Genomic DNA, 13640 nt, shown 5'->3' with positions numbered 1-13640 from the left:
CGCACTCTAGCGGCACCGCTTGGCACGGCAAGCCCCCTCAGAACCAGGTCAGCGCAGCAAAAGCGCGGTGGACTCCGCCTGAGGCACTGGGCTTGGTTGCTCTGGCGCGATCAGCGCGCGGTGACGCGGCCTGAAACTGGCCAGCATTGCACCTCCGGTCATAGGCACAAACCGGCAATCGATCGGCTCGCCATCGATCCGGCGGATCACCTCCCCCTCGACCAAGCGGCGCACACCCAGCGTGGTGTTGAAACTGCGCGCCTCGGCCCAAAGCGAGGTTTGCTCGCATTGCGCCTGCCAAAGTCGGACCGCATCGGCAATCGTGCTGCGGGAAACAGAATGGGCGACGCCGGTCCCCCAAAGCCGACCATAGGCGGCATTGGAAGCGGTCATTTCCCCCGAAGACTGAAACACCGCCACCGCTTCACCCATTTGGTCAAGAACTTCTTGACCCTGTTCCAATTCAGCGCGCATCCGCCGGGCCATCGCGCTTTCAGCGGATATATCTTCGAACAAAAACGCCACCGCGCCGTCGGGATGCGGGCGCCCGGTCACGCGATAGGTTTGACCCGAGGGCAGGTTCCACGTTTCACAATGATAGCCCGAGGCCGCCGCTCGCTCCAGTTCGGTCATTTGCAGCCGCCAGGTGCGGTAATCTTTCGGCTCGGGCATCATCCGCGCCTCGCGCAGACGATCCAAGAAGGCATAAAGCGTGGGGCGCGTGGACAGGAATTCCGCCCCAAGCTGGGTGAGGTCAATCAGCGACGGATTGAAAATCTGCAGGCGTCGTGACCGGTCAAAGACCGCAAGGCCAATCGGCAAATCGGCGAAGGTCTTGCTGAGCGTTTGCACGAAATCGCGCAGCGCCGCCTCCGCCCGCACCGTGGCATCGGCTGGCACCGCAAAATGCAGCGAACCATGCTCCAACGGGTAGGAATGACAATCGAACCAGTCGATTTTATCGGGCGCTTGTTCCAACCGCATACGGCGCATGCTGCCCGGGCGCAGCGCGGGATCAAGGTCAAACAGGCGCGGCAGCGGCCAGATCAGACTGTCATCGCTTTCCGAAAACGCGCCCGAGCGCAGAACATAGGCCCGGTTCGCCCAAGTGAGGCTGCCCGCCGCATCTTCGCGCCAAATCAGCACTGGCGCGCGGTCCAGCGTTTGGCGCATGTGATCAAGCTCGTCTTCCAGCGCGCGTTGCGACAGACCATCAACCAAGACGCCCCGTCCCTCTGCCTCGGGGTCAATCAGCGTGATCCGGGCGAGGCCGTTCACATCCTCTGCCACAAGCTGCAATGGCAGCGTCCGCCCCTCTTCCAGTTTGGCGCGAATCTCTATTTTGCCGCGTTCGGAAAGCTGCGCCATGCGCTCGGCAAACCCCTCAAATCGAGGAGAGATAAAAGCGCAAAGCCGCGTCCAATCATTGGCAGCCATTGGTGCTGCATCCAGAAGAAGCCGTGCAGGCGGCGTGGCATCGACCAAATCCCGATCATCGAACAAAAACACCGTTTGTTCGAGCACCGGATGCACTGTGGTCGATTTTCTTGGCGCTTTTTTGCGCCCGGTAAGGAAGGTGACCGCCAGCAGCCCTATGGCCACAGAGCCGACGGAAGTAATGACGATGATGATCGCCTGAAGATATTCGACCTGCATGACTGCAGCCCCTCTCGCTGTCCCGCAGTCATGATTGATCAATAAAGGTTAATGGGTCGTTAAACAGGTTAGGTTTGATTCACCATTAGCTTTGGATCGGAACATTTTCGCCCAAGGGACCGGCTTCGGGCGCAAGCAACCGCCCGATGTGCCAGCGCAGTTCAACCATGGCCCCCGAACGGCGCGGCACCGGCGCGTTCTTCTGATAAGGCTCTGTTCCGTTGGAAAAGCGCAGTTTTGCGCCAGTCCGCTCCAGAAGTGTTTTGGCGATGAAAAGCCCTAGGCCCATGCCTTCATATTCGGGGCGCTCCATCTTGTTGGAGCCCCGGCTGGAGATGAAGGGGTCGCCAATGCGGTTGATCACGCTTGGCGCATAGCCCCGGCCATCGTCGCTGACGCGGACGATGATGCTGCGGTCGGTCCATTGCGCATCCACCCAAACCGTCGTTTGTGCAAAATCGACCGCGTTTTGCACAAGGTTGCGCAAAGCATGGACGAGTTCCGGGTAGCGGTAGATGGTCGGCTGGCGTTCAGAGCCGCCTTCGCCCGGAACACAGTCGAAATAGATATTCTTGCCCCGCTCCATATGCGGCTCGGCAGCCTCGCGAAGCACGGCCAAAAGCGGCGCAGTGCGCAGATGCACGTCATCTTTGCCCGCGCGCCCCATGGAGCGCAGAATATCGCGGCACCGATCCGCCTGATCGCGGATCAGGACCGCGTCGTCAAAAAGCTCCGGGTCATCGGAAAGCTCATCTGCCAATTCGCTCGACACCAGTTTGATCGTGGCCAAGGGCGTGCCCAGCTCATGCGCCGCCGCAGCCACCACACCACCAAGGTCGGTCAGCTTTTGTTCGCGCGAAAGCGCCAGTTGCGTGGCAAAGAGCGCATCAGACATGGAGTGGATTTCTTGGGCGATCCGGTGCGCATAGGCCCCCAAAAAGATCACGCCGATCACGATGGCGACCCAAGTCCCAAATTCGATCTGCATCGGCACGGTGATCAGCTCACCATCATGGGTGCTCAGCGGTTCCGCCACCAAAGCCACAAGCGTGATCATCAAAATCGTCGCGCCACCCAAAAGCAGCGTTGGCCGCAGCTTCAGCGCGGTGGCCGCAATCGTCACCGGCACAAGAATGAGCAGGGCAAAGGGGTTATTGAGGCCCCCGGTCAGCGTCAGCAACAGCGCCAATTGCGCGGTGTCGAACAGAAGCGTTGTCGTCACCTCAACCTGCGAAAGCCGCCGCGATTCCGGGTAAAGGTTGATCGCCGCAATGTTCGCCACCACCGCTGCACCCACGGTGATGAGGCACAGGGGCAGGTTCAACTCGATATTGAAAAACGTATGCGCCGCGACCAGCGCGGCGAGCTGACCGAAAATCGCCGCCCAGCGGAGCAAGATCAGCGTGCGCACCCGCACCCATTCCTGATGGCTTAGCGTTGCCGAAATATCGAGTTCCACCCGCTCGGGCGCTCGCAGCAGATCAGCCATCGCTAAAACCCTCTTCTTATTAAAAAATCCCTGCCTCTTGATATTCGCGATGGGCTGGGCAATCAATGGCTTGCTTGAAAGGATGTCGCATGGCCATTTCTGCGAAAACTGCCGCTGTCGGCGCCACGCTTGCTGTGGTGGCGCTGCTGGGGGTGACCTACACGCTGACGGTGGGCGCTGGCGCCGATGACCCCTTTGCCGAATGCCGTGTTGGGCCGCGCGCGGGCGCCGCCCAGATTGGTGGCCCGTTCACGCTGCTTTCGGAAACCGGGGCAACGGTGACCGACAAAGAGGTGATCACCAAGCCGAGCCTTGTTTACTTTGGCTACACATGGTGCCCCGATGTCTGCCCGATCGATTCAGATCGCAATGCAGAAGCTACCGAACTGCTTGAGCAGCGCGGCTACGACGTGACCCCGGTCTTTATTTCGGTGGATAGCGCACGCGACACCCCCGAAAGCCTGCAAGAATTCACCGATATCATGAGCCCGAAAATGATTGGGCTCACCGGCACGAAAGCGCAGATTGATGCTGCGGTGAAAGCCTACCGCGCCTATTACAATGTGGCCGACCCAAGCGACCCTGAAACGCTGATCGACCATTCCACTCAGACCTATCTGATGGACCCAAAATTCGGATATCTTGATTTCTATGATCGGGACACACCGCCCAAAGAGATGGCCGATAGCGTCGCTTGCTTCATCGACGCGCTGAAAACAAACGCAAAATAAAACGCATCTGATCAAGAGAAATTGACCCGCGCGACAGTTCGTCCTAGAAACTGGAAAACGGGTGGAAGGGGAAGACCATGGCCGACGAAGAATTTACCGAACTGGGTAGCGACCGCACGCTTCTTCTTGTTGATGACGACAATGCCTTCCTGACCCGCTTGTCGCGCGCGATGGAAAAGCGTGGTTTTCAGACCGAGATCGCCGAAACTGTCGCCGCTGGTAAAGCCATCGTGCAAAACCGCGCGCCAGCTTATGCGGTGATCGACCTGCGGCTGGAAGATGGCAACGGGCTTGAAGTGGTGGAAGCCTTGCGCGAACGCCGCCCCGAGGCGCGCATTGTCGTGCTGACCGGTTATGGTGCGATTGCGACGGCCGTGGCCGCTGTGAAAATGGGTGCCACCGATTATCTGTCGAAGCCGGCCGATGCGAATGACATTTCCAATGCGCTGCTCGCCAAAGGCGAAATGCTGCCGCCGCCGCCGGAAAACCCGATGAGCGCGGACCGTGTGCGTTGGGAACATATTCAGCGCGTTTACGAACTTTGCGACCGCAACGTTTCGGAAACCGCGCGCCGTTTGAATATGCACCGCCGGACGCTTCAGCGGATTTTGGCCAAACGCAGCCCGCGTTGACCTTTAATACTACTTGAATATTTCACAATAATAATCGATATCCGTAGAAACCCCCATGGAGGCTTTTATGGATATCGAAGACCTTTCGCTCAGCGAACTCAAGGCCCTGCGTGCGAAAGTAGACCGGGCGATCGTCACTTACGAAGATCGTAAGAAAAAAGAAGCTCTTTCGGAGCTTGAAGATGTTGCCCGCAAGATGGGCTATTCGCTCGCCGAATTGACGGAAATGACCGTGAAAAAACCGCGTAAAGCGGTGGCGCCGAAATACCGCAATCCGGAAAATGCCGAAGAAACCTGGACCGGGCGTGGCCGTAAACCGAAATGGGTTGAAGCGGCTCTGTCGGCAGGCAAAACCATCGACGATCTGCTGATTGCCTGATTGGGGCGTTGCGGGGTCACACCTCCGCTTTTAGCCACTCAATGAATGTTTTGGCCGCTGGGTTCACCGGACCTGGCGGCCTGACTATATAATAGCCCAAGCTTTCCTCGGTCAGCTCGTGAATTTTTACGAGCCAGCCAAGCTTCAAATCTTCTTGAATAAGGGATTCTGTTTCCAAATGGAGGCCAATCCCTTCGCGCGCTGCCGCAAGCGCCAATTCCTCGTTCGGAAAGTCCACAAACTTTAGCGCGGCGGGCTTGAGCCCCATGCTTTCGAGCAATTGCATTTGCTCTGGCCAGTCGCCCTCTCGAATCCACGGCAGGACCGACATCTCTCGCAAGGAAAGCCTTGTCCGCCCGCCCAGCAATTCGGGCGCTGCAACCACCACCTGCGGCGCAGCGGTCAGAAATTCGGATACCACCCCGCGCCATTTTCCCACACCGAACCGCAAGCCCAGATTGGCACCTGCGGTTTGCAGATCGACCACCCGCGCCTCTGGCAACAGCGAGAGCGCGATATCGGGATGCTTCTTCCAAAACCGCGCCAGCCGCGGCATGAGCCATTCAGAGGCGAAGGTCGGCGGCACCGTCACCGCCAGTGGCTTTTCAGACCCCGTGGCGCGCAGATGATCAGCCGCAGAAAGGATTGTCGCAAAGCCCTCGCCGAGCGCCTCGGCAAAGCGCTGGCCCTCTGGCGTCAGCGCCAGATGTTTGCCATCGCGCCACACAAGCGGCACGCCCAGATCGGCCTCTAACGCACGAACCTGCTGCGCTATCGCAGCATGGGTAACATTCAGTTTACGGGCTGCTGCACTGAAACCACCCTCCTTTGCCGTTGTGACAAAGGCACGCAGGGCCGTAAGGGGCGGCATTCTTTTCCAGTCGATTTCACTCATATGTTAGCCAATCTAACAGGTGGTGAAAAATTCCTGACTCGCTTTACGGCCCGCGTCAAGGCAAAGCAGGCGCAGAAGGAAGACAAGGAGATCCGTGATGTTCCGGATGCTTGGAGAAGTATTCACCTTGGCGATTGGCGGCTACGCGCCCCGCGCCCGTAAAGCTGGCGAATACACGTTCAACCGCTAAGCGCGGTCAGCAGGCTTTGATAGCGCGCCGTGAATTCGGCGCGCACCTCAGCCGGGGGACGCAAACGGATCGTCAGCCCCCGCGTATGCACCAAGTCAGGCTTGCCAAAAATCCGATCCGCTTCCGCTTTTGAAAACCCGGCAATCTGCTCGGCTTCCAGCCGGGCTGAAACCGTATCCGCCGCCTTGATCGCTTTTTTGATCGGCGTGGGTAATGCGACTGGCAGGCCAAAGCGCAAATGCACCGCCGCCGTCAGCCGTGCATCCAACTCACCATAGCCCGACCCAATTGCCGCTTTGACCGGGCTGATCATATCGCCCAGCACATATTCGGGCGCATCATGAAGCAGCGCCGCAAGCCGCCAGCGCAGATCAATGCCGGGGTTCATGCGGGCAAAAAGCTCTTCCACCAAAATCGAATGTTCGGCGACCGAATAGGCATAATCGCCAAGGGTTTGCCCGTTCCAGCGTGCCACGAAAGCAAGCCCGTGGGCGATGTCTTCGATCTCGATATCCATTGGCGTCGGGTCCAGCAGATCAAGCCTGCGCCCCGAAAGCATCCGCTGCCACGCCCGTTTCATTGCACCCTCCACATCGGTGCCTTCTGCTAGCCAATGCGGGCGCGGCTGTAAACGGGATGCGGAACTTTAAAGCCCCATCTGGCGTTAACCTTGTGTGCGACCAATCGAAAGGGGGCCCACCATGACCATCTCCACCCGCAAGATCACGTATATCGGCGCAGCCGTTGCGCTGGCGATGCTGGTTCCGGTGACGGTCGCCTTTTCGAGCATTGATCCTGATGAGGTTACTGGCCCCGCCGAACCGCAAGCTTGGGCCTCCAGCAATGCGGACTGGGGTCGCCCGATGGATGATCATGGAGCCGATATCGCCTATGGCGATTTGAGCGTCTTTGACGCGATTACGGAAATCGGCGCCGATCAATCGCCCAATGTGCCCTATTGTGATCGCCATGACCGTTTGGGCGAAACGCTTGCGCATGACTTTGGCGAACACCCCCGTGTCCAGCGCCCGCTTTCAAACAACCGTTCGGTGGCACTTTGGGCCTCTGATGTGATGGGAACTTGGACCGCCGTTTATACCCGTGCCGACGGTGTGGCCTGCGTGGTCTCTTCGGGGATCGGCTGGGAAAGTGGTGGAAACCCTATTGCTCTGCTCGGTTCTGCGGGCTTGCTAAGCAATGGCTAAGCACCGCGACCACTGCTCCGTTGCTGCGAAGCTGAGGGGATGGTAGACAGCGCCAACTGAAATTTGAAGGAAGGCGTCATGGTCGATTACATCGTCAAAGATATCAAGCTGGCCGACTACGGTCGCAAAGAACTCGATATTGCCGAGACCGAAATGCCGGGCCTGATGGCCTGCCGCGAAGAATTCGGGCCGAGCCAGCCGCTGAAAGGCGCGCGTATTGCCGGGTCGCTGCACATGACGATCCAAACCGCAGTGCTGATCGAAACGCTCAAAGCGCTTGGCGCTGATGTTCGCTGGGCCTCGTGCAACATCTTCTCGACGCAAGACCACGCCGCCGCGGCCATTGCCGCGGGCGGCACCCCGGTCTTTGCGATCAAAGGCGAAACCCTTGAAGAATACTGGTCCTACACCGACAAGATCTTCCAGTTCGAGGAAGGCACCTGCAACATGATCCTCGACGATGGCGGGGATGCGACGCTGTACATCCTGCTTGGCGCGCGCGTCGAAGCGGGGGAAACCGATCTGATCGCCACGCCGACCTCGGAAGAGGAAGTGTGCCTGTTCAACCAGATCAAAAAGCGCATGGTCGAAACCCCCGGCTGGTTCACCAAACAGCGCGAAGCGATCAAGGGCGTTTCGGAAGAAACCACCACCGGCGTGCACCGCCTTTATGACCTGCACAAGAAGGGCCTGCTGCCCTTCCCGGCGATCAACGTGAACGACAGCGTCACCAAGTCGAAATTCGACAACAAATACGGCTGCAAGGAATCGCTGGTCGACGGTATCCGCCGCGCCACCGATACGATGATGGCGGGCAAAGTGGCCGTGGTCTGCGGCTATGGCGACGTGGGCAAAGGCTCGGCCGCCTCGCTGCGCGGCGCTGGCGCGCGCGTGAAAGTGACCGAGGTGGACCCGATCTGCGCGCTGCAAGCGGCGATGGACGGGTTTGAGGTCGTGGTGCTCGAAGACGTGGTGCATGACGCCGACATCTTCATCACCACCACCGGCAACAAAGACGTGATCCGCATCGAGCATATGCGCGAGATGAAAGACATGGCGATCGTCGGCAACATCGGCCATTTCGACAACGAAATTCAGGTCGCCGCGCTCAAGAACCACAAATGGACCAACATCAAGGACCAGGTGGATATGATCGAGATGCCCTCGGGCGCGCGGATCATTCTGCTCTCGGAAGGCCGTCTGCTGAACCTCGGCAACGCCACCGGCCACCCGAGCTTTGTGATGTCGGCCTCCTTCACCAACCAAACGCTGGCGCAAATTGAGCTGTGGACCAAGGGCGAAGAATATCAGCCCGGCGTCTACATCCTGCCCAAGGCGCTGGATGAAAAAGTGGCTCGCCTGCATCTGAAAAAGATCGGCGTGAAACTGACCGAGCTGCGCCCCGACCAAGCCGACTATATCGGTGTGACGGTCGAAGGCCCCTACAAGCCGGAACATTACCGCTACTGATCCGGTGATCAGAAACGTTCAAACGGGGCCCTTGCGGCCCCGTTTTTTATTGCTTCGTTCTATTGTCCTGTCTCTAATTCTGTTTGCGGGATGGGAAACTCCAATCAACCTTGAAGTTACCGCGAAAATCATAAAACACGCAAAGGGAGAGAGACGATGGGGAAACGGGACGAATTGATCGCCAAATATGCCGAAGACCTGAAATCCAAATGCGGTATAGAGCCGGATATGGATTTGCTGACCAAAGTCACGATCGGCTGCGGCCCGGCGATTTATAGTGCGGATGCAGAAACTGTCGCCGCAACGCAAAAGGAAGAGTTGGACACCGTCCGCAAAAACTTCCTCGTCAAGAAACTCGGCCTGAAAGATGGCCCAAAGTTGGACGATGCGATTGACGCGGTCATCGAAATCTATGGCCGCTCAGAGCGGAACAAATACCGCGCCGTTGTCTATTACATGCTGGTCAAACACTTCCGCAAAGAAGCCGTTTACGCCTAATCAGATTGCCCAAGCGCCCGGTGATCCGGGCGCTTCAGATTTTAAAGCAGCGCTTTGATGCCCACAACATGGGCGTGATCGGCGGCTTTCACATCCGCCACCAAGGCTTCAAGCGTTTCATCCATCGCCTCTGGGGCAACGATCCGGTCGACAAGCCCCCACGCCAGCGCCTCTTCCGCGCCGACCTTCTGACCCGCCATCAGCAGCATTTTCGCCCGCGCCGGACCCACCAAGTTTTCAAGGCGCTTCGGGTCGGAGGGCTGCGGCATGAAGCCAAGCTTCATCACCGGATAAAAAATCTTCGTTTCCGGCACGGCAATCCGCAGATCACAGGCCAGAACCATCCCCATCGCGCCGCCCGCAAGCGTGCCATTCAGCGCAGCAATCGTGAGGCAATGGAGCGAAGCAACGCTGCCCGATAGCTTTTCCCAAACCCAATCGGTGGCAAGCCCGGCACGCGCCTCATCCAAATCGGCACCAGCAGAGAAGACCTTACCTTTGCCGCGCAAGATGAACGCATTCGCCTTGGCAGCCTCGGCGGCTTCTGCGGCTTCGGTGATCTGGATCAGCATGTCCCGCGTGAGCGAATTGGCTTTTTCAGGCCGATCAATCGTGACTGTCCAGATACCCTCTTGATCATCAACATGGATCATCGCCCAAACTCCCGATTTCTGCCGAACTCGTCCTAGCAACCCGTTCGGCCCTTGACCATTGGGAACACGCGTCAGAGGATGCGTGCGTCCATTTTCCACAAGAGGTCACATATGACACGGCTTCGCACCGCTGGCACAACGGCTTTCATCGCCCTTCTTTTGAGCTCGACGGCGCTGCGCGCCGATGTCACCCCGGAACAAGTCTGGGAAAGCTGGCAAAAACAATATTCATCCTATGGTTTCACCGTCGCTCCGGGCAGCGTGGATCGTTCTGGCGATACGCTTGCCATTCGGGACGTTGTCTTTACGGCGGCGGATCCCGATGGCTCCACCACCACGGTTCTGAACGTGCCCGCGCTTTTGCTTGAAGACCAAGGTGATGGCACCGTGAAAGCCTCGGTCGAAGGGGAAATCACCGGGACCAATAGCGCCAATGTGGATGGCGGTACCGAAACGGCGCATATCCGGATCGACAAAAGCGAAGCCATTGCCGTTGTGTCGGGCACGCCCGAGGCGATGTCTTACCTGATCGACGCGCCGAGCATCATGCTTGCGGTAAGCACAGAAAGCACGGTTCCGAGCGCGGGTGAGCCGGCCGAAGTATCAATGCAGCTCACCGGGCTTGCGGGCACCCAACAAGTGACCGCCGATGCCACGGCGCAAACCATGAAAACCGACATGAAAGCCGCCGGTATGACCATGCATCTGACGGGCACGGACCCGGAAGAAGGCACCACGGTCGTTGCCGATGTCGCGCTGACGGATCTGGCCATCCTTGGCACGAATGTGATGCCCGAAGGCGCCGATGCCGCCGAAATGGGCAATGCCATCGGCATGGGCATGAGCACCGACATGAAAATGGGCTATGGCGGCGTCACCTATACGATGTCTGCCGAAACCAGCGATGGTCCGGTGAACATTTCGGGCAGCGCGCAATCGGGCCAAGCCACGATCGCGCTGAGCCGCGATGGGTTCCGCTACATGGTTTCGGGCGACAATACCGCCGTTTCGGTGCAAACCGCGCAATTCCCGATGCCGGTTTCGGCGCAAATCGCGCGCGGTGAGATGGATCTGGCGCTGCCGCTTTCGGCCACGCCCGATGCGCAACCCGTTACCGCCAAGCTGGTGATTGATGGGCTCAGCGTCTCGGAGCAGCTTTGGGCGATGTTTGACCCGCAAGGCCATCTGGGCCACGGCCCGGCCACTTTGGTGATTGACCTAAGCGGCAAGGCCAAAGCGCTGATGGATCTGTATTCGGACGAAGCCGCAAAATCGCCGGTGCCGCCGATGCAGATCGACAGCCTTGACGTGAACAAGATCCAACTCACCGTTGCGGGGGCGGATTTGAGCGGCAAAGGCGCGCTGACCTTTGACAATTCGATGGGCATGCCGATGCCGCTTGGCGCGATTGACCTGCAACTCTCGGGTGCCAACAAGCTGATGGATGGGCTCGTTGCGATGGGGATGATGCCCCAAGATCAGGTGATGTTCGCCAAGATGATGATGGGTGTTTATGCCACGCCGCAGGGCGAAGACATGTTCAGCTCGAAGATTGAGTTCAAAGAAGGCGGGCGCATCCTCGCCAACGGGCAACCGATCCAGTAAAGCAAACCAACGCATGAGCCGCCCGGTCCACGCTGGGCGGCTTTTTCATTGAGGAACCGATGCCGCCAGTTTTGTCCGATCTGACCGAGGCGCTGCTTGCCGCCGCCAAATCCGCCGGGGCCGAAGCCGCCGATGCGCTGGCCGTTGAAGGCCGGGCTGTCTCGATTGATGTGCGCGGCGGCGCGCTGGAACAGGCGGAACGCTCTGAGGGCGTAGAAATTGGCCTGCGGGTGCTGATGGGCGGGCGTCAGGCTTGTGTCGCCGCCTCGGATATTTCGGCGCGCACCATGGCCGATATGGCTGAACGCGCGGTGGCAATGGCGCGCGAGGCGCCAAATGACCCCTATGCCGGGCTTGCCGATCCCACGCAATTTGCGCGCGCCTGGGATATTGCCGCCTATGAAATTGAAGACCCAAGCGCCGAGCCGGACCCGGCCGCACTTGAGGCAGATGCCCGCGCCGCAGAAGCTGCAGCGCTTGCGGTTTCTGGCGTGGCACAGGTGCAATCGGCCTCTGCCTCTTGGTCTGGCCGTAAGCTGCATTTGGCCAATTCAAACGGTTTTTCCGGGGGTTACGGGCGCACGTCTCGTTCTGTTTCTGCCGTTGCAATTTCGGGCGAAGGTGCAGAGATGGAGCGCGATTGGGCCGCTGAATCGCGCATTTTCCAAGCTGATCTGCCCGCTGCGGAAGAGGTCGGGCGCCTTGCTGGCGAACGCGCCGTGGCACGCGCCAAGCCCCGCCGCCCGAAAACGGGCGCCTATCCGGTGCTGATTGATGAGCGTGTGGCGGGCAGCCTGATCGGCCATCTCCTTTCGGCGATCAACGGCTCGGCGATTGCGCGCGGTGCCTCTTGGCTACGCGATGGGATGGGCACACAGGTGCTGCCCAAAGAGTTGAGCCTGATCGAAGATCCTTTCCGCCCGCGCATTTCAGGCTCGCGCCCCTTTGATGCCGAAGGTCTGCCGACGCAGCCCCGCGCGATTGTCGAAAACGGTATCCTCACCGGCTGGACGCTGGATTTGGCCACCGCGCGCAAACTGGGCATGCAAAGCACCGCCAATGCTTCACGTGGAACGACCTCAACGCCAACACCCGCCACCGGCAATGTGGCGCTGACCCAAGGAACCCACTCGCACGAGGAATTGCTGCGCGAGATGGGCACCGGGCTTTTGATCACATCGTTCATCGGTGCCACGATCAACCCAACGACGGGGGATTATTCGCGCGGGGCCAATGGCTTCTGGGTTGAGGGCGGCGAAATTCGCTATCCGGTGAACGAATGCACCGTGGCGGGCAATTTGCATGACATGCTGCGCGCGATCATCCCCGCCAATGATGCCCGCACACATCTGAGCCATGTCGTTCCCTCGCTTTTGCTGGAGGGATTGACCCTTGCCGGGGCCTGATTACGCCACCGATCTGGCACTTCTGAGCGAAGCCGCAGTGGCGGCGGGCGAACTGGCTTTGCGTTATTGGAAGCGCGCGCCCAACGCTTGGGAAAAGGATGGCGGCGCTGGCCCTGTGTCAGAGGCCGATCTGGCCGTGAACGATCTTTTGGCCGAGATTTTACGCGATGCCCGGCCCGATTACGGCTGGCTATCGGAAGAAAGCCAAGATGATCCGGCTCGGCTCGCCGCCAAACGGCTGTTTGTTGTTGACCCGATTGATGGCACACGGGCGTTTTTGGCCAATGAACCGGGCTTTGCCCATGCAATTGCGGTTGTCGAAAACGGCAAGGCGGTTGCGGGCGTCGTGCATTTGCCGGTGCTGGAACAAAGCTACACCGCCACGCTGGATGGCCCGGCGCAATTGGATGGAAAAACCATCCAAGCCACGGAAACAGAAGAAATTGATGGCAGCACGCTGTTGACGGTGCGCGCCGTTGATGAGCCGTTTCACTGGAATGGCCCCTGCCCCGCTTACAAACGCAGTTTCCGCCCTTCGCTTGCGTGGCGGCTGTGCCTTGTGGCAGAGGGGCGCTTTGATGCGAGCCTTTCGCTGCGTCAGGCATGGGAATGGGATGTGGCCGCCGCGAGCCTGATTGCAGAGCGTGCGGGCGCGGTCACAAGTGACCGGATTGGCACGCCGCTGAGCTTTAACACCCCCTCTGCGCGGGCCGATGGGCTGTTGGTCGCAAACCCGATTTTGCATGCGCATTATCTGGCGGCGCTGCGCCGATAATCGCCACGATCCGGGCAATCCTTACCGGTTATAAACCTTCTTTGCCTAGCTTCACC

At 59.3% G+C, this 13640-nt stretch carries 14 protein-coding genes; 9 read left to right on the top strand and 5 right to left on the bottom strand.

Annotation, left to right across the window (positions count from 1 at the left end):
- Nucleotides 1–48: 48 nt before the first annotated feature.
- Both BW967_RS06945 and regB read right to left on the bottom strand, forming a co-directional pair.
- Nucleotides 49–1656 carry a PAS-domain containing protein gene (locus BW967_RS06945; protein WP_076484339.1) on the bottom strand — a complete coding sequence of 536 codons (1608 nt, stop codon included), beginning with the start codon at nucleotides 1654–1656 and terminating at the stop codon, nucleotides 49–51.
- A gap of 85 nt (nucleotides 1657–1741) precedes the next feature.
- Nucleotides 1742–3145: a sensor histidine kinase RegB gene (gene regB / locus BW967_RS06940; protein WP_083952017.1), complete on the bottom strand. Its 1404-nt coding sequence runs from the start codon at nucleotides 3143–3145 to the stop codon at nucleotides 1742–1744.
- A gap of 89 nt (nucleotides 3146–3234) precedes the next feature.
- Here regB and BW967_RS06935 point away from each other — a divergent pair, with 89 nt between their 5' ends.
- The 3 genes from BW967_RS06935 (at nucleotide 3235) to BW967_RS06925 (ending at nucleotide 4887) form a co-directional block, all read left to right on the top strand.
- Nucleotides 3235–3876 carry an SCO family protein gene (locus BW967_RS06935; protein WP_076484338.1) on the top strand — a complete coding sequence of 214 codons (642 nt, stop codon included), beginning with the start codon at nucleotides 3235–3237 and terminating at the stop codon, nucleotides 3874–3876.
- A 77-nt stretch (nucleotides 3877–3953) separates the two neighbouring features.
- Entirely contained in the window at nucleotides 3954–4508 is a 555-nt protein-coding gene (locus BW967_RS06930) for an ActR/PrrA/RegA family redox response regulator transcription factor (RefSeq protein WP_076484337.1), read from the top strand.
- Nucleotides 4509–4575: 67 nt separating this feature from the next.
- Entirely contained in the window at nucleotides 4576–4887 is a 312-nt protein-coding gene (locus tag BW967_RS06925; RefSeq protein WP_076484528.1) for an H-NS histone family protein, read from the top strand.
- 16 nt (nucleotides 4888–4903) lie between these two features.
- Here the strand turns inward: BW967_RS06925 and BW967_RS06920 are convergent, their stop codons facing one another.
- Entirely contained in the window at nucleotides 4904–5758 is an 855-nt protein-coding gene (locus tag BW967_RS06920; protein WP_170952628.1) for a LysR family transcriptional regulator, read from the bottom strand.
- A gap of 203 nt (nucleotides 5759–5961) precedes the next feature.
- Nucleotides 5962–6552 carry an HD domain-containing protein gene (locus BW967_RS06915; protein WP_076484336.1) on the bottom strand — a complete coding sequence of 197 codons (591 nt, stop codon included), beginning with the start codon at nucleotides 6550–6552 and terminating at the stop codon, nucleotides 5962–5964.
- A gap of 121 nt (nucleotides 6553–6673) precedes the next feature.
- Between BW967_RS06915 and BW967_RS06910 the strand changes: the two genes are divergently transcribed.
- The 3 genes from BW967_RS06910 to BW967_RS06900 all read left to right on the top strand — a co-directional run bounded on the left by BW967_RS06910 (nucleotide 6674) and on the right by BW967_RS06900 (nucleotide 9145).
- A complete protein-coding gene (locus BW967_RS06910) occupies nucleotides 6674–7177 on the top strand; it encodes a hypothetical protein (RefSeq protein ID WP_076484335.1) in 504 nt (167 codons plus the stop codon).
- 78 nt (nucleotides 7178–7255) lie between these two features.
- Nucleotides 7256–8647 carry an adenosylhomocysteinase gene (gene ahcY, locus BW967_RS06905; protein ID WP_076484334.1) on the top strand — a complete coding sequence of 464 codons (1392 nt, stop codon included), beginning with the start codon at nucleotides 7256–7258 and terminating at the stop codon, nucleotides 8645–8647.
- 156 nt (nucleotides 8648–8803) lie between these two features.
- The gene (locus BW967_RS06900; RefSeq protein WP_076484333.1) at nucleotides 8804–9145 is read left to right on the top strand and encodes a DUF2853 family protein; all 342 of its coding nucleotides are present in this window, start codon (nucleotides 8804–8806) and stop codon (nucleotides 9143–9145) included.
- Nucleotides 9146–9186: 41 nt separating this feature from the next.
- Here BW967_RS06900 and BW967_RS06895 read toward each other — a convergent pair whose 3' ends face one another.
- A complete protein-coding gene (locus BW967_RS06895; RefSeq protein WP_076484332.1) occupies nucleotides 9187–9798 on the bottom strand; it encodes an enoyl-CoA hydratase/isomerase family protein in 612 nt (203 codons plus the stop codon).
- A gap of 111 nt (nucleotides 9799–9909) precedes the next feature.
- Here BW967_RS06895 and BW967_RS06890 point away from each other — a divergent pair, with 111 nt between their 5' ends.
- Genes BW967_RS06890 through BW967_RS06880 form a run of 3 tightly spaced genes read left to right on the top strand, consistent with a single transcriptional unit; the run spans nucleotide 9910 to nucleotide 13584 of the window.
- A complete protein-coding gene (locus BW967_RS06890) occupies nucleotides 9910–11403 on the top strand; it encodes a DUF2125 domain-containing protein (protein ID WP_076484331.1) in 1494 nt (497 codons plus the stop codon).
- 59 nt (nucleotides 11404–11462) lie between these two features.
- Nucleotides 11463–12809, top strand: a complete 1347-nt coding sequence (locus BW967_RS06885; RefSeq protein ID WP_076484330.1) for a TldD/PmbA family protein — start codon at nucleotides 11463–11465, stop codon at nucleotides 12807–12809.
- Complete coding sequence (locus BW967_RS06880; RefSeq protein ID WP_076484329.1) at nucleotides 12796–13584, top strand: 3'(2'),5'-bisphosphate nucleotidase CysQ; 789 nt, start codon at nucleotides 12796–12798, stop codon at nucleotides 13582–13584. The genes BW967_RS06885 and BW967_RS06880 overlap by 14 nt, the downstream gene beginning before the upstream one ends.
- Nucleotides 13585–13640: the final 56 nt, after the last annotated feature.

Source organism: Rhodobacter aestuarii (genome assembly GCF_900156655.1).
Classification (GTDB): domain Bacteria; phylum Pseudomonadota; class Alphaproteobacteria; order Rhodobacterales; family Rhodobacteraceae; genus Rhodobacter; species Rhodobacter aestuarii.
Note: the sequence above shows the minus strand (reverse complement) of the source record. Positions and strands in the feature narration are given on the sequence as shown.